At 64.7% G+C, this 18407-nt stretch carries 17 protein-coding genes and 1 tRNA gene; 13 read left to right on the top strand and 5 right to left on the bottom strand.

What is annotated here, in order from left to right; all coding sequences use genetic code 11:
• Positions 1-26 precede the first annotated feature (26 nt).
• Both Mspo_RS15450 and Mspo_RS15445 read right to left on the bottom strand, forming a co-directional pair.
• Positions 27-596 (bottom strand): hypothetical protein, encoded by a 570-nt coding sequence (locus Mspo_RS15450; protein ID WP_159731268.1) that lies wholly within the window; start codon positions 594-596, stop codon positions 27-29.
• Between the two features lie 12 nt (positions 597-608).
• Entirely contained in the window at positions 609-2444 is a 1836-nt protein-coding gene (locus Mspo_RS15445) for a type VI secretion system Vgr family protein (protein ID WP_159731266.1), read from the bottom strand.
• A 48-nt stretch (positions 2445-2492) separates the two neighbouring features.
• Between Mspo_RS15445 and Mspo_RS15440 the strand changes: the two genes are divergently transcribed.
• From Mspo_RS15440 to Mspo_RS15390, 11 genes are all read left to right on the top strand, one after another.
• Entirely contained in the window at positions 2493-3092 is a 600-nt protein-coding gene (locus Mspo_RS15440; RefSeq protein ID WP_159731264.1) for an OmpA family protein, read from the top strand.
• Between the two features lie 6 nt (positions 3093-3098).
• On the top strand, positions 3099-4682 hold the full coding sequence (locus tag Mspo_RS15435) for a type VI secretion system ImpA family N-terminal domain-containing protein (protein ID WP_159731262.1): 1584 nt from the start codon (positions 3099-3101) through the stop codon (positions 4680-4682).
• A gap of 167 nt (positions 4683-4849) precedes the next feature.
• Positions 4850-5389, top strand: a complete 540-nt coding sequence (gene tssB, locus Mspo_RS15430; protein ID WP_159731261.1) for a type VI secretion system contractile sheath small subunit — start codon at positions 4850-4852, stop codon at positions 5387-5389.
• A 12-nt stretch (positions 5390-5401) separates the two neighbouring features.
• Entirely contained in the window at positions 5402-6910 is a 1509-nt protein-coding gene (tssC, locus tag Mspo_RS15425) for a type VI secretion system contractile sheath large subunit (protein WP_159731260.1), read from the top strand.
• Between the two features lie 72 nt (positions 6911-6982).
• The gene (locus Mspo_RS15420) at positions 6983-7465 is read left to right on the top strand and encodes a type VI secretion system tube protein Hcp (protein WP_159731259.1); all 483 of its coding nucleotides are present in this window, start codon (positions 6983-6985) and stop codon (positions 7463-7465) included.
• Between the two features lie 103 nt (positions 7466-7568).
• The gene (locus Mspo_RS15415) at positions 7569-8144 is read left to right on the top strand and encodes a type VI secretion system baseplate subunit TssE (RefSeq protein WP_159731258.1); all 576 of its coding nucleotides are present in this window, start codon (positions 7569-7571) and stop codon (positions 8142-8144) included.
• A gap of 3 nt (positions 8145-8147) precedes the next feature.
• Positions 8148-10115 carry a type VI secretion system baseplate subunit TssF gene (gene tssF / locus Mspo_RS15410; RefSeq protein WP_159731257.1) on the top strand — a complete coding sequence of 656 codons (1968 nt, stop codon included), beginning with the start codon at positions 8148-8150 and terminating at the stop codon, positions 10113-10115.
• Positions 10112-11323, top strand: a complete 1212-nt coding sequence (gene tssG, locus Mspo_RS15405) for a type VI secretion system baseplate subunit TssG (protein ID WP_244613476.1) — start codon at positions 10112-10114, stop codon at positions 11321-11323. Before tssF ends, tssG begins: the two co-directional genes overlap by 4 nt.
• Positions 11320-13953, top strand: a complete 2634-nt coding sequence (gene tssH, locus Mspo_RS15400) for a type VI secretion system ATPase TssH (protein WP_159731256.1) — start codon at positions 11320-11322, stop codon at positions 13951-13953. The genes tssG and tssH overlap by 4 nt, the downstream gene beginning before the upstream one ends.
• Before the next feature lie 86 nt (positions 13954-14039).
• Positions 14040-14969: a hypothetical protein gene (locus Mspo_RS15395; protein WP_159731255.1), complete on the top strand. Its 930-nt coding sequence runs from the start codon at positions 14040-14042 to the stop codon at positions 14967-14969.
• A complete protein-coding gene (locus Mspo_RS15390) occupies positions 14966-15538 on the top strand; it encodes a hypothetical protein (protein ID WP_159731254.1) in 573 nt (190 codons plus the stop codon). The genes Mspo_RS15395 and Mspo_RS15390 overlap by 4 nt, the downstream gene beginning before the upstream one ends.
• Positions 15539-15963: 425 nt before the next feature.
• On the opposite strand, the gene Mspo_RS15385 is transcribed toward Mspo_RS15390, so the two are convergent.
• Positions 15964-16040, bottom strand: a tRNA-Arg gene (locus Mspo_RS15385).
• A gap of 186 nt (positions 16041-16226) precedes the next feature.
• On the opposite strand from Mspo_RS15385, the gene Mspo_RS15380 reads away from it, so the two are divergent.
• Positions 16227-16991, top strand: coding sequence for an alpha/beta fold hydrolase (locus Mspo_RS15380; RefSeq protein ID WP_159731252.1), 765 nt, complete (start codon positions 16227-16229; stop codon positions 16989-16991).
• Positions 16992-17000: 9 nt separating this feature from the next.
• Positions 17001-17834 (top strand): serine O-acetyltransferase, encoded by an 834-nt coding sequence (gene cysE / locus Mspo_RS15375; RefSeq protein WP_159731250.1) that lies wholly within the window; start codon positions 17001-17003, stop codon positions 17832-17834.
• Positions 17835-17979: 145 nt separating this feature from the next.
• On the opposite strand, the gene Mspo_RS15370 is transcribed toward cysE, so the two are convergent.
• Together Mspo_RS15370 and Mspo_RS15365 are read right to left on the bottom strand one after the other, a co-directional pair.
• The gene (locus Mspo_RS15370) at positions 17980-18198 is read right to left on the bottom strand and encodes a hypothetical protein (protein WP_159731248.1); all 219 of its coding nucleotides are present in this window, start codon (positions 18196-18198) and stop codon (positions 17980-17982) included.
• Positions 18195-18407, bottom strand: a 213-nt coding sequence (locus tag Mspo_RS15365) for a DNA-binding transcriptional regulator (protein ID WP_159731246.1), incomplete at its 5' end; no start/stop codon positions are given. The genes Mspo_RS15370 and Mspo_RS15365, both read right to left, overlap by 4 nt.

Raw genomic sequence — 18407 nt, 5'->3', positions numbered from 1 at the left:
GGGCCGCGCGCCCGCGCCGCGCAGCGTCACGACTGGCCGGACGCGCCGATGGCGCAACGCAGCGCCGTCTCGATCCATTCGAGCTGCGCGGCGTCGCGGCGATCGGACGCAATGCCGCCGAGCGCGATGAGCACGGCGCCGCGCGCCGCCTGCGCCGTGGCCTGCGGCGGCGACTCGAGATAAAAAGCCGGATCGGGCGAGACATTGCCGCCCGACCATCCCGCCGCCTGTGCGACCCAGGCCGCGGCGAGCGATTTCTTCGTCTGCCCGGCCTCCTCCAGCGCGCGCCGCCGCCGCGCCTCGCTCGGCTCGGTCACCCATTCGTCCGCCGCCTGCAGGCAGCGCAGCGAGACGGCGTCTTCCAGCGGCGTGGTCTGACGCACGCAGCGGGCGGCCCACCACACCGCCTCGCGGCGGGCGAGAAGATAGGCGCAATAGGACAAAGCCGCGCGCCTCTCTCCCTCCTTCGCGAGCCGCGAGATGAAATCGGCGGAGGGCTCGTCGCAACACTCCACGCCGACATCGACCTCCGCCGTGGGAAAGGCGGCATAGAGGTCGCGCACCGTGGCGAAGCGAATCCGGCTCGACGCGGTCACGGGCTCCCCCCTTCAGTTCAAATCGATCTTGGCGGCGGACAGCGCGATCATCGTCGAGCTGATCTCGATCTTGCTCGGCGTGAGCTTGATCGAGCTCGCGCCCGTCGTCAGCGTGATCGTATCGCCGAGCGATTCGATCTTTATGCTCTGATCGACGGTCGTCGTGTCCTTGCCGCCATGGATCGTCGCCGAGCGCGAGCCGGACTGTAGCGTCAGCTCGTCGCCGCCCTGCTTCAGCGTCGTCTTGCGCGAGGCGCCGCCGCCGGAGAAATTCTCGCCGATCTCGACGGTTTCGGAATTGCGGATCACCACTTCGTGATCTTTCTCGGCGTGCATGCGGATCTTCTCGCCGTCCTTCTTGTCCTCGAACATGAGCTCATTGTAGCCGCCATGGCCTTTCGAGGAGTCTGACTTCAAGCCGGACTGCGTATTATTGTCCGGTAGCTTATAGGGGAATTTGTTGCCGCCATTGTAGACCGCGCCGACGACGATGGGCTTGTCCGGGTCGCCCTCCAGAAATTCGACGACCACCTCCATGCCGATGCGCGGAATGAACTGCGCGCCCCAGCCGGGGCCGGACCAGAGCTGCGCGACCCGCATCCAGCAGGATCGCTTGTCCTCGCGATCCCAATGAAAGCGGACCTTGATCATCCCATGGCCGTCGGGATCGGTGTCGATCTCCTCGCTGTCGGCGTCCTTGCCGCGCGCGACGACCTTGGCGGTCTGCGGCCCGTGGACGAGGGGGCGCGGCGTGACGATCGGCGCGCGAAAGACGCGGTCGGCGGGCTGCAGCTCGTAATTGCCGAGATAGGGCCGCCCCCCGCCGAGCGCGGCGGCGGCGCGAAAGGCCTCGTCGGCGAAATGATGCGCGCAGCGGACGACGAGATATTGCTTGTTCTCCGCCTCCGCCGGATGGCGGTCGAGCTTGGCGAGGCCGCCCGGAAAGAGATTGGCCGCCTCGCCGGAGGCGTAGCGGCGGTAGTCGATCGCCTGCTCCGCTTCGAGCCGCGCATCGGCATAGAGGCGGCCGTCGTTCGTCTTCTCATATTTGCCCGGATAGTCATAATATTCGAAGGCGGTCGCCTTCGCATAGCGCTCGGAGCCTTGCGCATTGGTCTTGAGATTGGCGCCCGGCTCGCGAAACGCATAATCCCGCAATTCGATCTTGCCGGTGCGGAAACGGCGCTCCGAGGACCAGGAATGCAGCGCCTGCTCCTGCTGCGTGAGCCCGGCGAGCGCATTGGCGAAAGCAATGGAGGCCCCGCCCGCGATCGGCTCGTGCGAGGAGCGCGAATCGGCGAGAACGAGCTTATGGGCGCCGTCCGAATGCTTGAAGTAGTAATAGATTCCGTGCTGCTCCATGAGGCGCGAGACGAAATCGAAATCGGTCTCGCGATATTGCACGCAATAGTCGAGCTCGGGATAGCTGCGCTTGGTGGCGTTCTCTATCGAGACATTGCGCTCGCCGAGCACGTCGGTGACGATCGCGAGCGCCGTCTTGCGATGGAAGATCCGACAATTGGTCGTGCGCGTCAGCAGCCAGAGGGCCGGCCGCAGAACGAGACGATAGACGAAGAGATCCTCGAACGAGCCGGTCGCCTGCGCCTCCGCCGCCACGCCGCTGAAGAAGCGCTTCGGCCGATCGAGCAGCGACAGCGAGACGGCGCATTCGCAGCCGAGCAGCCGATCGAAATCGATGTTCGCGTCGGCGCTCACGGCCTCGACGCGAAACTCGAAAAGCTCGCTCAGCCCTTCCGTGGCGTCCAGCGCGGTGATCGCCAGCCTGTCCTTCCCCAAAGGCGTGGACAAAACGGCGATGCGGCCTTCCTGAATCAAATTATCAGCCATCGTGCGTCCAAAGCTCGAGACGACCTAGAAAGCGAAACGGGCAAGCCCTTGACGATACGTAACGACAAAAATAGTGTCGAGCGCTATTTTCGCGACGAGGACGACATATTGCGACGCACGCTCCATCTCGCTCTCGTTCTGTCGCTCGCCGCGGCCTTCCCGTCGTGGACAAAGTGCCGGGCCGAGGACGCGCCGGCCTATTCCGCATCGGATATCGTTCGGCGTTTCTCCTCCGAGCCGTCCTTCGGCGCGTCGCGATCGCTCTGCATCGACGGAGCTGGTTGCGGCGAGGCGGCGCCGGCGAAGGCCGGGACGGAGGCTTTCAACCTCGAAGTGACATTCGAGCTCGGCTCCGACCGTTTGACCCCGGCCGCGCGAAACAATCTGGATGAATTCGTGAAGGCGCTCGCCGATCCGGCGCTCGCCGCGCGCCGTTTCCATGTCGACGGACACACGGATGGGCGCGGGCGCGACGACATCAATCTGCGCTTGTCGCAGCGCCGCGCCGAATCCGTGCGCAACTATCTGGTCTCGGCCGGAATCGACCCGGCGCGCCTCGACGCTCAGGGCTATGGAAAATCGCGGCCGAAGGCGAATGATCCGCTCGACCCGGCCAATCGCCGCGTCGAGACGCGCGCGGCGGATTGAACGGCCATGGCGATCGTCGATCCCGCGCTCCTGTCGTCTCCGATCTCGGAAGCCGACCCCTGCGGCCCCGATCTCGACGAGAGCGGCGACGCCGCCTTCATGAATTTCTTCGCCTTCGCGCCGTTTCAACTTCCCGACACCTTCTTTACGGACGGACGGCCTTTCGATCCGGCCGACAATGAATTCCGAGAGGCCACACAATATATCCCGGCGATGCTCGCGGATGTGATGAAACGCACACGCGATCTGCGCCTGCTCGTTTTTCTGGCGCGCTTCGCCATACTCAAGCGCAATCTGGACGAGTTCGTCGAGACGGTCGCCGCAATGGCGACGCTGCTCGAGCGCAATTGGGCGGAGCTGCATCCGCGCGCCCGCGACGGCTCGGTGAAGGCGCGCGCCGATATTCTCGACGAGCTCGACGCGCCTCTGGTGACGATCTCGCTGCAATTCGTGCCGATCCATTCCGATCGGCGCAAGGGCAATATCGCCTTTCGCTCCACTGTGCTCGCCGAGCAGGAGAAAGCGGCCGAAGGCGCCGAGGGCGGCGAGAAGCCCGCCAGCGGCCGCATAGCGGCGATGACGCAAGAGCAGATCGTCCGCGTTCTCGCCGACGCCGGCGAGGAGGCGCTCGGGGCGACGCGCGCGAGCTTTCAGCGTCTCGACGCCGCGCTGAAGACCATTCGCGCGCGCTTCCTCGCGCAGGCGGGCGCCGCGGAGACGCCGGAATTCGGACAGCTGCTGAAGGTCGTCGGCGGCGTGCTGACGTTCTTTTCTCTGGCCTTTCCGGATCCCACGGCTCCCGAGCCGGAAGAGGGCGAGGACAGTGACGGCGGCGCCGAGGCCGCGCGCGGAGCGATCGCCTGCGCCGCTCACGCGCGCCGGGCGCTCGAGGCGGCGAAAGACTACTTCTGCTTGTATGAGCCCTCCAATCCGGCGCTTCCGCTCATCGCCCAGGCGATCGGCCTGCAAGGCAAGACATTCATCGAGGTTCTCGCCGCTCTGCTGCCCGAGCGGCACGCCTATGCGCAATTCGCGATCGGCGGCGAGCATCCCTTCAAGCTCGCCGTCGCGCCGCTCGGCGACATGACGCCGACCCGCGCGGACTATTTCGAGGAGCGCCAGTCGCCGCGCAGGGCGCGCCGGCGGCGCGTGGAGCGCGCCGCGCCGCCTCCCGAAGCGATCGAACAAGCGCCGCTCGTCGAGGACGAGCCGCCGATGTCGCAAGAGGCGTCGCCGGCCAGCGATGGCTCTGAAACGCAACTCTCCGAATCGACGAGCGCTTCGCCGGAACAGAGCGCCGCCGAGGGCTTCGAGACGGAGCAGACGCTCGCCGAGGACGCGCCGGAGCCGGAGCCGATCATCGTCGCCGAGCCGGAATTCGAGGAATATGAGGAGGAGGAAGCGGGTTCGCCGAGCTTTGCGGCGAGCACGCGCGCGCAGGCTCTGCTGCTGCTCGACGAGATCGCGCGCTATTTCCGTCTCGCCGAGCCGTCGAGCCCGATTCCCTGCCTGATCGACCGCGCGCGGACGCTCGCCGACAAGGATTTCGTCGCCGTGCTCGGCGCCATATTCGAACGTGAGGAGAGCTGACTGCCGTCGCAAGATCGACATGAGTGTGCGCTGCCACACAGCGATTCAAAGCGGTCCGATGAGTATGCGGCGGGCGGCGCGAACACGAACCAACTCGGCGCGTCTACGGCTTGACAGATTCGCGATGCTCGGCTTCTCTATCGCGAATTCATAAAGGATAATTGTACATGGCGAAGATGAGTGGGCAAAAATTCATCGCGCGCAACCGGCCCCCGCGAGTGCAAATCGAATATGTCGATCCGACGGCCGACGAGAAGGTCGAGCTGCCCTTCGTGATGGGCGTGCTCGCCGACCTCTCCGGCAATTCGCCCGGCCATGGCAAGGAAGACTTCGACAAGGGAACAGCGGCGAGCCGCAAGTTCGTCGAGTTCGACATGGACAATTTCGACGAGCGCATGAGCTCGGAGCATGGCGTTCGTCCGGGCGTCAGCTTCCATGTCGAGAACAAGCTGTCGCCGGAGGCGGGCGAGAAATTGAGCGTGAAGCTCGATTTCAAGAGCATGGCCGATTTCAGCCCCGCGGCGGTCGCCAAGCAGGTGCCGATCCTCGCCGAGCTGCTGGAGGCGCGGCAGAAGCTCGCCAATCTGCGCGTCTATATGGACGGAAAGGACGCCGCCAACCAGCAATTGCGGACTCTGCTGAAAGACCCGCAAAAGATGGAGGCGTTGAAGGAGTTCCTCGCCGCGACGCGGCAGGGCGACAAATAATCGAGGCGCGAAATGACGACAGAGCTCACCCAGACCGAAGCCGCCGTCACCGCGACCGGCGGCGAACTCGACGATTTTCTCCAGTCGCTGAAGCAGAGCTTCAAGCCGCCGAAGGACGAATCGGCGGCGCAGGAGCAGAACGCCCGCGTCCAGGATGCGATCTCGATCTTCGTCAATCAGGCGTTGTCCAACACGGACGCCGTGATCAAGGACGATGTGCTGGACACGATCGAGCGGCTGATCGCCTCGATCGACGAGAAGCTGACCGCTCAGCTCAACGAGATCATCCACGCCGAGGAGTTTCAGAAGATCGAGAGCGCCTGGCGCGGGCTGCATCATCTCGTCTACAGCTCGGAGACCGACGCGACGCTGAAAATCCGCGTGCTGAACATCTCCAAGACCGAGCTCTATCAGCATTTGAAGGACTATCCGAAGGCGAAATGGGACCAGAGCGAGCTCTTCAAGAAGGTCTATGAAGAGGAATATGGCCAGCTCGGCGGGCAGCCCTATGGCGCGCTCGTCGGCGACTATTATTTCAGCCATCATCCGACCGATGTGCAATTGCTGCGCGATCTCAGCAAGATCGCGGCGGCCGCCCATGCGCCCTTCATCTCCGCGGCCGATCCGAGCCTGATGCGCATGGACAGCTGGAACGAGCTCTCCAATCCGCGCGACATCTCGAAAGTCTTCGACACGCCGGAATACGCCGCCTGGAAGAGCCTGCGCGATTCCGAGGACGCCAAATATCTCGGCCTGACGCTGCCGCGCGTGCTGGCGCGCCTTCCCTATGGCGCCGCTTCCGAGCCGGTCGAGGAATTCGGCTTCGAGGAGGACACGGACGGCCACAAGGGCGAGAAATACGCCTGGATGAACTCCGCCTATGCGATGGCGGCCAACATCACCCGCGCCTTCAAGGATCACGGCTGGTGCTCGCGCATTCGCGGCGTCGAGTCCGGCGGCGAGGTGGAGGATCTGCCGACCCACACATTCCCGACCGACGACGGCGGCGTCGATCTGAAGTGCCCGACCGAGATCGCCATCAGCGACCGCCGCGAGGCGGAGCTCGCCAAAGCGGGGCTGATGCCGCTCATCCATCGCAAGAACACCGACCGGGCGGTGTTCATCGGCGCGCAATCGCTGGCGCGGCCGAAGGAATACAACAATGATCCCGATGCGACCGCCTCCAGCAATCTGGCGGCGCGGCTGCCTTACATGTTCGCAGTGTGTCGCTTCGCACATTATCTGAAGGTCATGGTGCGCGATAAGATCGGCTCCACCAAGGAGAAGGAGGAGCTGCAAAGATGGCTGCAGAACTGGATCGTCCAATATGTCGACGGCGACCCGGCGAATTCCTCCGACGAGGTCAAGCGCAAGAAGCCCCTCGCCGGCGCGAAGATCACCATCGTCCCGAATGAGGAAAATCCAGGATATTACTCCGCGACTTTCGAGTTGCGGCCGCATTACCAACTCGAGGGCATGAACATCGGAATGCGGCTCGTCTCGCGTCTCCCGATCAAGTAAGGACGCGGCGGCGAGCGCCGATCGCGATTTTCACGCGCCGATCATTCGAACCCGATCAAAGGATAGACTGCTATGGCCACCGATATTTTCATCAAATTCTCCCCCAAGGTCGAAGGCGAATCGGCCGACTCCAAGCACAAGGGCGAGATCGAAATTCAAAGCTATGGATTCGGCGTGACCAACCAGGGCACGTCGCATCACGGCGGCGGCGCCGGCGCCGGCAAGGCCGATTTCCAGGACCTGCACTTCACCAAAGCGGTCGACAAATCCACGCCGAACCTCCTCAAATTCACCGCCGAGGGCAAGCATTTCGACGAGGCTCTGATCACCGTCCGCAAGGCGGGCGGCGGCCAGCAGGAATATCTGAAGATCACGCTCAATGACGTGTTCATCACCTCCTATCACAGCGACGGCCACAGCGGCGCCGTGCCGAGCGAGAGCTTCACGCTCAACTTCACCAAGGTGAAGCTCGAATACAGCCCGCAGAAGGCCGACGGCTCGCTCGAGCCGAGCATCAGCGGCGGTTACAATGTGAAGGAAAACAAGTCCTTCTGATGACTGACCTATCGGCGGCCGTCGCGCGACGAGGCCGCCGACGACATCAGCGCGTCGCGCCTCGGCGGGCGCGCCGAAAGGCGCGCCGCACGGGAAAAGCTCCATGACCCATTCGTCGACGACGAGCGTCCGGCCGGCGGATCGGCTCAGCCCGCCGCTCATGCATGTGTTTCGCGCCGCCCATCGGGACCGCCGCGAGCAGGCGCGCGAGGCGGCGCGACGTCAGGCTCTCGTCCGCTCCGGCGCGGAGCCCGAGCCCGAGCGCAAGACACGACCGCAGAGATCCCCGATCAACGAACAGGAGCTGAAGGTCGAGGTCGAGCAGGATGTCGCCGCGCTGATGAATCACGTCTCGCTCGACTCGACGCTCGACCTCGAATCCTTCCCGCTCGTGCGCCGCTCCATTCTCAATCACGGCTTCCCGGACATCGCCAATCGCACGATGGACGAATTGGAGGCCCGCGATCTCAACGGAGAAATCATCGCGGTGCTGAAGCAATACGAGCCGCGCCTGATCGCCGAGACCGTGCGCGTGACGCGCGACCGCTCGCCCGAATCGCTCCAGGAGATCCGCTATATCGTCGACGGCCATCTTCTCTGCCAGCCGCTGAATGTGCCGATCGAATTCGTCGCCAAATTCGAGGAAACGACCGGCAAGCTCCATTTCACGCGGCGCTGAGCGATGAACCGCGAATTCCTCGACCTCTACAATCGAGAGCTGGACCTCTTCTACGAGCACGCCGCCGAATTCGCGGAAGAATATCCGGAGATCGCCAAGCGCCTCGGCGGCCTCATTCGCGATCGCGCCGATCCCATGGCGGCCGGCCTGCTGGAAGGCGCCGCCTTTCTCGCGGCGCGCGTGCAATTGAAGATCAAGCACGAATTTCCGGAATTCGCCAATAATCTTCTCGAGCAGCTCGTTCCGAATTATCTCGCGCCGACGCCCTCGGCGATGCTGGTCAAGGCGCTGCCGAAATATGGCGACTCGGCGCTCGCCGAAGGACGTCTGTTTCCGCGCGGCGCGCAGGTCGACGCGACCTATGTCGAGGCCGACAAGGAGATCGCCTGCCGCTACACGCTCACCGCGCCGATCCGGCTCTGGCCCTTCTACATAAAATCGGCGGAATATTACACGAGCGCCGCGGCGCTGCAGCCGCTCAAGATCAATCTGCGACGCGAGACGATCGCCGGAATGCGAATCACGCTCGTCGTCGCGACGACCTCCGACCCGAGCGACGACGCGCGCGAGAAGACCGCGCCGCGCCAGCCCTGGTCCTTGTTCTCCGACAATAAGGCGACCGAGCTGCCGATCTATCTCGCCGGCGCCGAAGCGCACGCCAATCAGATCTATGAGCAGATTTTCGGCCATTGCACGAGCGTATGGTTCCGTTACCTCGACGCCAACAATGACGCGACGGTGATCGAGGCGCCGAAGACCTGTCTCCGGCAGCTCGGAATGGAAGAGTCGGAATCGCTGCTGCCGAAAGACGACCGCATCTTCCGCGGCTTCGACCTCGTGCATGAATATTTCATGTTCTCGCGCAAATTCTTGGGGTTCGAGCTCGCGCTCGACCGCGAGAAGGTGACGAGCCGCCTGCCCTCGCGCATGATCGACATCATCTTCGGCTTCGACGAGGTCAATGCTTCGCTGGCCGCGAGCGTGCAGAAGGACATGTTCGCGCTCTATGCGGCGCCGGCGGTCAATCTGTTCGAGATGGCGACCGACCGCGTCTCCATCAAAGCCAATCAGCACGAATATCACGTCGTGCCCGACAAGAGCCGCTATCTCGACTATGAGCCGCATCGGCTCATCGACGTCTTCGCGCATTTTCCCGGCAGCGTCGAAAAGCGGCCGGTGCGGCCGCTCTACGCCTCCTCCACCGATCTGCGCGAGAAGAACGCGCTGCAATACACCATTCGCCGCGCGCCGCGCCGACGCACGATCGAAGAAAAACGCTATGGTCCGGCGGGCGATTATTTCGGCACGGATCTGTTCATCTCGCTCAGCGACACGGGCTCCTTGTCGCAGGAGAACGTTGGCGTCGCCGAATTGAGCATTCGCGCGCTCTGCTCGAACCGGCATCTGCCCGAGCATCTGCCGATCGGACAAAATCGCGTCGATTTCCGTCTCGCCGACGATGTGGAGCTCGATCTCGTCTGCGTCGCCGGCCCGACCCGGCCGGGCGAGCCGATCGTCTCCTATCAGAAGCGCCGCTCCGAGACCGCGCATACGGGCGCCGTCTCGTGGCGGCTCATCAATATTCTGAGCCTCAATCATCTCGGCCTCACCGAACGCGAGGCGGGCGAGAATGCGCGGGCGCTGCGCGAAATTCTCACCACCTTCACCGAGCCCAATGACGCCGCCGGCGAAAGACGCGTGCGCGGCGTGCTGTCGGTGGACAGCCGGCCGATCGTCAGACGCATCCGCTGCGGCGGCGGCGTCGGCCCGGCGCGCGGCACGGAAGTGACCGTCACTCTGGACGAGAAGGCCTTCGAGGGGACCGGCGCATTTCTGCTCGGCGCGATTCTCGACCGCTTCTATTGCGAATATGCCGCCTTCAACCATTTCACCCAGCTCGTCCTGCGCACGACGGAGCGCGGCGAGATCATGCGCTGGCCGGCGAGGCTCGGCGCGCGGAGGGCGCTTTGAGCTATTTCGAAAAAATGAGGCGCGAGCCCTGGCGCTTCGATTTTCTCGACATGATGCGCCGCGTCGAGCGCAGTCTCGGCGAGCGCCTCGAAGGCGACAGCGTGTTCGCGCAGCCGCGCCCGCGCATCGGCGACAGCGCGACGCGGCGCGACGAAATCGTGCGCCTTCGCGCGGAGGGTCTCGAGAGCGAGGTCGCGATCTCCTTTGGGCAGGAGCCCTGGATGGCCTTTCCCGGCTCGACGCTCCGGGAGATCACGCCGCGCTGGACGAGGCCGCTCGGCCCTTTCGAGAGCCGCGCGGCGCGGGCGACGCCGGCCGACCGCGCGCATGTCGTCTCGGCCTTTCTCGGTCTGCTCGGCCCGCAGGGCCCGCTGCCCTATCATCTGACGGAAGAGGCCTTCGCCTTCGCGCAGGCGGAAGATCCGTCCTTCGTCCATTTCCTCGATCTCTTCAACAATCGCTTCATTCAATTGTTCTTTCGCGCCTGGGCCGACGCGCGTCCCATCGTCCAGGCGGATCGGCCGGAATATGATCGCTTCGGCGCCTATGTGACCTCTGTCGTCGGCCTCGGCTCGCCGGCCTTCGACGCGACGCGCGCGCGAAACGACGGGGAGCGGCGCGCGACTACCGCGCCTGCGGGCGTCGGCCTCTTCGCCGGGCTGCTCGGCCCCCAGGTCAAATCCGCCTCGCGCCTGCGCCAGGCGATCCGCGGCCTGCTGCGCGTCGAGGCGGAGATCGATGAATTCATCGGCTCATGGCTCGAATTCGACAAAGAGGAGCGCTCCTTGCTCGGCGGCCGCAACAGCACGCTCGGCTCGGATTTCCTCGTCGGCGCGGCCGCCTTCAGCGTGCAGGACAAGATCCGCATTCGGCTGTTCGTGGCCGATATGGAGCAATATCGGCGGTTTTTGCCGATCGGCGACGATTGCGATCGGCTCGTCGATCTTCTGTTTTTCTATGTCGGCGACGAGCTCGACTGGGATGTCGAGCTCGCCGTGCCGGCGCGCTGCGTCGAGCCGATGCGGCTGACGTCCGCCGCCGCGCCGGGGCCGGCAGCCGGCGCGCGTCTCGGCTGGACGAGCTGGCTCGTCGACGCTGGCGCATCATCGAGCGACGGCTACCGCGCCGATGCGCGCTTCCACCCGGCGGAGCGCAAGCGGCGCGAACGAGAAATGGCCAGACGCGAAGCACAGGCGACCAACCCATGACCGACATTGGACTCGAGACAGTCACCGGCAAGCTCAATCTCGTCGGATTCGAGACGATCGCCAAAGCGCATCGGCAAGCCAAGAGCCTCGGCAATCGCTATGTGGAGCTCGCCCATTGGCTGCTGCATATGCTGGAGAAGACCGGCTCCGACGTCGATATCGTCGCCGATCATTTCAATCTCGATCGCGCCAAGCTGCTGATCGATGTCGAGCGCGCCATAGACGGGCTGACGCCGAGCCAGACGGAAACGCCCTATTATTCCGGCGCGGTGATCGAGGCGCTCGATCGCGGCTGGCATTATTCCACGCTCTTCTTCGCCGAGGCGCAGATTCGCACCGGCCATGTGCTCGTCGGCGTGCTGAAGACCGAACGGCTGCGCAATGCGCTGCTCTCGATCTCGCGCGAGTTCGGCAAGATCGCCGTCGACGCGCTGCTCGACGAGCACAAGAAGATTCTTTCGCGCTCGGACGAAGAAAATCTGCGTCCCATAGACGGCAGCGGCCTCGCGCCGGCGAGCGGCGCCGGCGCGAGCGAGACGCGCGGCCAGACCGCGCTCGATCGCTTCTCGCAGGATCTGACCGCGAAAGCGCGCTCCGGCGAGATGGACCGCATATTGGGGCGCGACGAGGAGATCCGGAAAATCGTCGACGTGCTGATGCGCCGGCGGCAGAACAATCCGATTCTCACCGGCGAGGCCGGCGTCGGCAAGACGGCGGTGGTCGAAGGCTTCGCCCAGGCGATCGTCTCCGGCGACGTGCCGCCGCCCTTGCGCGACGTCACCCTGCGCGCGCTCGATGTCGGGCTGTTGCAAGCCGGCGCCTCGATGAAGGGCGAGTTCGAGCAGCGCCTGCGCTCGGTCATCGACGAGGTGCAGAAATCGCCGAAGCCGATCATTCTCTTCATCGACGAAGCGCATACGCTGATCGGCGCCGGCGGCGCGGCCGGCACGGGCGACGCCGCCAATCTGTTGAAGCCGGCGCTCGCGCGGGGAACATTGCGTACGATCGCCGCGACGACCTGGAGCGAATATCGGCAATATTTCGAGAAGGACCCGGCGCTGACGCGGCGCTTCCAGCCGATCCAGATCGACGAGCCGGACGCCGCGCGCGCCGCCGCAATGCTGCGCGGCATTCTGGCGCCGATGGAAAAGCATCATGGCGTGCGCATTTCCGACGCCGCCATCACCGCCGCCGTCAGCCTGTCGCAGCGCTACATACCGGCGCGCCAATTGCCGGACAAGGCGGTGAGCCTGCTCGACACGGCGAGCGCCCGCGTCGCCATCAGCCAATCGACGACGCCCGCCGCCATCGCCGACAAGCGCGTCGAGATCGACCGGCTCGCGCAGGAGAAGGCGGCGCTGCTCGCCGACCGCGACCTCGGCGCCGACACGCGCGCGCGGATCGGCGAGATCGACGATGCGACAGCCGCCGCGAAGGACAGGCTCGCCGCGCTGGAAAGCGCCTGGGAGCACGAGAAGTCCATCGTCGACGAGGTGCGCTCGCTGCGCGAGATTCTCGCGCAGACGCCGGACGAGGCCGCGCAGGAGAGCGACCGCGCCAAGCTCGGCGAAAAGCTCGGCGCGCTGGCGGCGCTCGATCCCGAGACGCGCGCCATCTATCCGCATGTCGACGAGCAGGCGGTCGCCGCCGTCGTCTCGGATTGGACCGGCATTCCGGTCGGACGCATGGTGAAGGACGAGATAGAGAATATCCTCCGCCTGCCGGAAATATTGAACGAGCGCGTCGTCGGGCAGAGCCACGGGCTCGCCATGATCTCCAAGCGCATCGAGACCAATCGCGCGCGGCTCGACAATCCCAATAAGCCGATCGGCGTCTTCATGCTCTGCGGCCCCTCCGGCGTCGGCAAGACGGAGACCGCGCTGGCGCTCGCCGAAGCGATCTATGGCGGCGAGCAGAACATCATCACCATCAACATGTCCGAATTCCAGGAGGCGCACACCGTCTCGACGCTGAAAGGCGCGCCGCCCGGCTATGTCGGCTATGGCGAGGGCGGCCGCCTCACCGAGGCCGTGCGCCGCAAGCCCTATAGCGTCGTGCTGCTCGACGAGATCGAGAAGGCGCATCCCGACGTGCATGAGATTTTCTTCCAGGTCTTCGACAAGGGACAGATGGAGGATGGCTCGGGACGGCGCATCGATTTCAAGAACACGCTCATCATCCTCACTTCCAATGTCGGCACCGATCTCATCATGGAGCTCGGCGCCGATCCCGCCTATCGCGACGCGCCGGAGGCGCTCGCCGCCGCGCTGCGGCCGGAGCTGCAACGCGTCTTCCCGCCCGCGCTCTTGGGGCGCATCGTCACCATTCCCTATTTCCCGCTGTCGCCTCAGATGCTGTCCGGCATCGTGCGGCTGCAATTGAACCGCATCGGCAAGCGCATCGAAGAGAACCACAAGGCGACCTTCGCCTATGACGACGCCGTGGTCGATCACATCGTCGCGCAATGCAACGATCCCGATTCCGGGGGACGCATCATCGACAACATCATCACCAACACGCTGCTGCCGTCGCTCTCGCGCGAATTCCTGAAGCGCTCGCTTGCCAAGGACGAATTGCGCGAGGCGCGGGTGACGGTGTCGGATGGCGCGTTCGGTTATGAGTGGGGGTGAGCGCCCGCGTATTTTTCCATAGAATTCCATCGGGCGAACGCTTTTGCGCGCGTCGACGCGATGGAATGATTTTTCGGAGAAAACTCATGGCGAATTTTCAAAAGCATGGAAAAAACGTTCATGGGCAGGTTTTGAGCGCCCCGGGAGCGACTTCCTACGAGCTCGGACTCTGGGGTCCGATCGACATTCGCGACAATAGCGAGCTCACTGTCTCGACGGCTCCGCCGAATCTGCATGTGAAGCTGACGCGGGGAAATATGTTGCCCGGCCAGCCGGTGCGCGTGTGGAAGGCGTCGAGCTTGCCGCTCGGCCGAACCGTGCTGGTGGCTCAGGACGCCGGCGGCCTGGTGTGGACCCAAGTCACGATCGACACATCGCCCGGCGGCGGGCGCGACAGCCCAGGCAAAAAATACACCGACAATCCCAATGAATCTCCCACGACCCGAACGACGCCGACGGCGGCGCAAGTCGTGAATATGCTCCTTTCCACGTGGCCGGACCTCGAGGAGCAGGGCGCGCGCACGCTCACCGCGCAATTCATGGCCGAGACCGGCAATGGCAGATATTGCTTCAATTGGAATCTCGGCAATGTGAAAGCCAAAGCCGACGAGCCGCATATGTATCTGCGCAATGTGTGGGAATGCGACAGCCAGGAGCGCGCCGAGAAACAAGTGGCGAGCGCGCCCGATCTCGCGCATATAGCGACGGCGGATGAAATCGCCAAGCACGGATGGAAATGTCCGAAGACGGTGGTCGTATTCAATCCGCCCCATGCGCAATGTCGCTTCAGAGCCTATCCGTCACTGGCGGTAGGAGCCCAGCGCTGGGTCGCTCATCACAAGAGCACCGCCGCCAAGCGCGCCGAATATCTCGACGCGCTCAATGCAGGCGATGTGGCGAAGGTCGCGCATATTCTGAAATCGGTCGGATATTACACCGCCGCGGAAGCGGATTACGCGCGATTGATGAAACTCAAGAAGGCGGAAGTCGATCGTCAACTGGGGCCTTTGTCATGAAAATCCGTTTCATCGAATTATGTCTGATCGCTCTCGCGCCGCTCGCGGTCTCCTCGACGCCCGCCGCGCCGGCGCAAGGAAAGCCGGGCGTCCAAAGAGCGAAAGCCGGGCCGAAGAGCATGAAGGCGGAAGGCGATCCGCGCCGCCTTCGTCTCGAGGGCGACGCGCTGCGATATTGCGACTTGCGCGGCGCTCGGGAGATCTCGTTGAAGACCGGAGGCGAAACGGCGAGCGGCGGGGCCTGTCCGGCCGCCGCCGGGGAAGGCGACACGAGCTGCGGCGGCGTCGGCAAGGCCGATGTCGATGTGAGGACGCCGCCGGGCTCGCCGGATGATTTCGTCGATGTCGGCGGCGTTTCGGTGCGCGTCGACGGACATGTCGAAGATTGCGTTCGCGACGGCTCTCTCATCGCGGTGGCGGCCGGGTCGAGCGTCGTCGTCATCGACCTGGACAGCGGGAAGAGCAAGACATTGGACCGCGACGGCGCCGACCGGGTCGCGATCAGCAAGGATTGGGTCGCATGGAGTTCCGGGGCGACGATCAAATGGCTCGCAATCCAGCGTCCCTGAACGGCCGCGGAGGGGCGGCGGCGCGCACGGCCGCCGCGAATGATTCGGACGTTTCGACCTTGTTGTTGCCCTCAGCAGGCGAGCGCGAGCTGCTGCGAGCGGCGCCTGCGCCTCCGATGGCGGCGGCTACTGACGAAGCTCCCCGTCATCACGACAACTCGCCTTTCGATCGCTCCGATCGAAGACCGGAACGAAAAGCGCGCGCGAATGATCGGAAACCGGCCGCCACTTGCCGCCGCGGCCCTCGATTGTTCCTGTAACGCTTTTTTGCCTCCTCGGGGCGCAGAAGGCTGCCGCATCGCATCCCGCCGGGGCGGCGATCACAGCCGGCCAGAGCCGTGGACCGGCTCGCCCGAACGGGCTTTTCCGACATCGTCGGCCCTTCGCCTCGCCGTCGTCGCGTATTTCGTCGGGTCTCGATGTAATGGCGCGCCCGAAGAGATTCGAACTCCTGACCCCCAGATTCGTAGTCTGGTGCTCTATCCAGCTGAGCTACGGGCGCCCACGTGTCCGTTCAGCGCCGCCAGCGGCGCGTCGAACCGGTGAGGTGGTCGTTTAGCGGCTGCGAGGCCGCTTGGCAATAGGAAGATATTTCACCGCGAAAGACGCTTGCGCCGCCCTACGGCTGCGATAATTACCGACGGTCCTGATGCCGACGCTCCGTGAATGTAATAAAATAGGATTTATGATGGACGAGTTCGGGTCGCATGGCGCTAAGATCGCCTATATCGATTTTCCGCCTTTGACGGAGGATCGCCATGAGCCGATCGTCCTCATTCACGGCTTCGCCTCGACACATGCGGTGAATTGGCTGTTCCCCCAATGGGTCAAGACACTCACGGAAGACGGACGCCGCGTCATCTTGCTCGACAATCGCGGACACGGCCGTTCACAGAAAATCCACGATCCGGCGGCCTATGACCTCTCGCTGATGGCCGGCGACGTCGCGGCGCTGCTCGGCCATCTCGGCGTCGAGAAGGCCGACGTCATGGGCTATTCCATGGGCGCGCGCATCGCCGTCACGCTGGCGCTCGACCATCCCGAGCTGGTCCGCTCGCTCATTCTCGGCGGCATAGGCGCAAATCTCGTGACCACGGGCCTGCCGCGCGGCCTCGCCGAGGCGATGGAGGCGGAGCGGATCGAGGACATAGACGATCCGCTGCTCAAAATGTTCCGCGGCTTCGCCGAGGCGACGCGCGCCGATCTCGGCTCGCTGGCCGCCTGCGCGCGGGGCCCGAATCAGATGGTCGACCGCGCGCGGCTCGCCGAGATCGCGATTCCCGTGCTGATCTGCGTCGGCACGCGCGACGAGGTGGCCGGCGATCCGCATCCGCTCGAGCCGCTGTTTCCCGACGCTCATATCGTCGACATTCCCGGCCGCGACCACAATCGCGCGGTCGGCGACAGGGTCTATAAGCAGGCCGTGCTCGATTTCCTCGCGCAACGGGAATAGGGGTCGGTGATGGCCGATGAGCGCACCGCAAGGATCATCGCCCTCTCCGGCGTCGATCCGCTCTTCGCCCGCCTCGCCGGCGAGGCCGAGGCGGCGCTCAGCCGCGAGCCCGCCATGGCGGCCTTCCTCTATGCGACCGTTCTGGCGCAGGACAGTCTCGAGGGCGTCATCGCGCATCGAATCGCCCAGCGCCTCGCCGCGCCGGATCTGCCGGCGACGGTCATCCAGCGCCTCTGCCTCGACCAGATGGCCCGCGATCCGGCATTCGGCGAGGCGCTGCGCGCCGATCTCATGGCCGTCCTCGACCGCGATCCGGCCTGCACGCGCCTCATCGAGCCGGCGCTCTATTTCAAAGGCTTCCACGCCATACAGAGCTACCGTCTCGCCCATGCGCTGTGGCGCTCCGGCCGCAGCGATCTCGCGCTCTGGCTGCAGAGCCTGTCGTCGGCGAAGTTCCAGACCGACATTCATCCGCAAGCGCGAATCGGCGCCGGCTTCTTCCTCGATCACGCGACCGGCGTCGTGATCGGCGCGACCAGCGTCGTAGAGCACGACGTCTCCATGCTGCATGGCGTGACTTTGGGCGGCTCCGGCACCGCCGGCGGCGCGCGCCATCCCAAAGTGCGTCACGGCGTGCTGATCGGCGCCGGAGCGAAGCTGCTCGGCGACATCGAGATCGGCGAGCGCGCAAGGGTGGCGGCGGGCTCCGTGGTGCTGGAATCGGTGCCGGCGCATAAGACGGTGGCCGGCGTGCCGGCGCGCGTCATCGGCGATGTGGGCGCCGCCGAGCCGGCGCTGACGATGGATCAGATCATCGACGAATCGCACGATCCGGGGCTGTAGAGGAGTCGGCTTCCACAACTTCTCCTCATGCTGAAGAGCGGCTGAAGACCGCGTCTTTAAAGCACGCCGCATCTCGCAGCTCGCCGCCCGTGCTTCGAGACAGCGGCTTCGCCGCTTCCTCAGCATGAGGGCGAGAATGCAAAGGCTACGCTTCGTCTTGCGGGACCGCGTTTCCAGCCCAGGCGGCAGACCAATCGACCAGCAAGTCGGCTTCATCGGGGTCCGAAGCGATCGCGCGCTCGATCTGCTCTTGGGTCGCGGCTTCCGCGCGCTTCCAGTTGCTTTCGTCTCGTAATCCGCACATTTCTTTATCGGAGTGTCTGACGATACGTTCCGGCTGGGCATTAAGCTTTGCGAAGCTCACAGAATCGCCTCGATCCCCTTGCGATCGGCGAGGGCGAGCAGCTTCAGCGACGGTCCGCTCGGACGCGTCTCGCCGCGCTCCCATTTGCTGACGAGAATCTTGCTCACGTTCAGAGCCAAAGCGAAGGTCGCCCAGGGGAATCGGGTGAAGGATTTCAGGCGGCGACGAGACTTGCGAGGAAGTCGTCGTCCCAGGCGGCGGTCATGCGC

Source organism: Methylosinus sp. Ce-a6, assembly GCF_009811655.1.
Lineage (GTDB): Bacteria > Pseudomonadota > Alphaproteobacteria > Rhizobiales > Beijerinckiaceae > Methylosinus.
This window is presented reverse-complemented; position numbering and strand designations above follow the sequence as displayed.

Excerpts from the sequence above, each read along its gene's own strand:
- Mspo_RS15445 (WP_159731266.1), bottom strand. The coding sequence starts at position 2,444 with ATGGCTGATAATTTGATTCAGGAAGGCCGCATCGCCGTTTTGTCCACG.
- Mspo_RS15435 (WP_159731262.1), top strand. The coding sequence starts at position 3,099 with ATGGCGATCGTCGATCCCGCGCTCCTGTCGTCTCCGATCTCGGAAGCC.
- tssB (WP_159731261.1), top strand. The coding sequence starts at position 4,850 with ATGGCGAAGATGAGTGGGCAAAAATTCATCGCGCGCAACCGGCCCCCG.
- tssC (WP_159731260.1), top strand. The coding sequence starts at position 5,402 with ATGACGACAGAGCTCACCCAGACCGAAGCCGCCGTCACCGCGACCGGC.
- Mspo_RS15420 (WP_159731259.1), top strand. The coding sequence starts at position 6,983 with ATGGCCACCGATATTTTCATCAAATTCTCCCCCAAGGTCGAAGGCGAA.
- Mspo_RS15415 (WP_159731258.1), top strand. The coding sequence starts at position 7,569 with ATGACCCATTCGTCGACGACGAGCGTCCGGCCGGCGGATCGGCTCAGC.
- tssF (WP_159731257.1), top strand. The coding sequence starts at position 8,148 with ATGAACCGCGAATTCCTCGACCTCTACAATCGAGAGCTGGACCTCTTC.
- tssH (WP_159731256.1), top strand. The coding sequence starts at position 11,320 with ATGACCGACATTGGACTCGAGACAGTCACCGGCAAGCTCAATCTCGTC.
- Mspo_RS15395 (WP_159731255.1), top strand. The coding sequence starts at position 14,040 with ATGGCGAATTTTCAAAAGCATGGAAAAAACGTTCATGGGCAGGTTTTG.
- Mspo_RS15390 (WP_159731254.1), top strand. The coding sequence starts at position 14,966 with ATGAAAATCCGTTTCATCGAATTATGTCTGATCGCTCTCGCGCCGCTC.
- Mspo_RS15380 (WP_159731252.1), top strand. The coding sequence starts at position 16,227 with ATGGACGAGTTCGGGTCGCATGGCGCTAAGATCGCCTATATCGATTTT.
- cysE (WP_159731250.1), top strand. The coding sequence starts at position 17,001 with ATGGCCGATGAGCGCACCGCAAGGATCATCGCCCTCTCCGGCGTCGAT.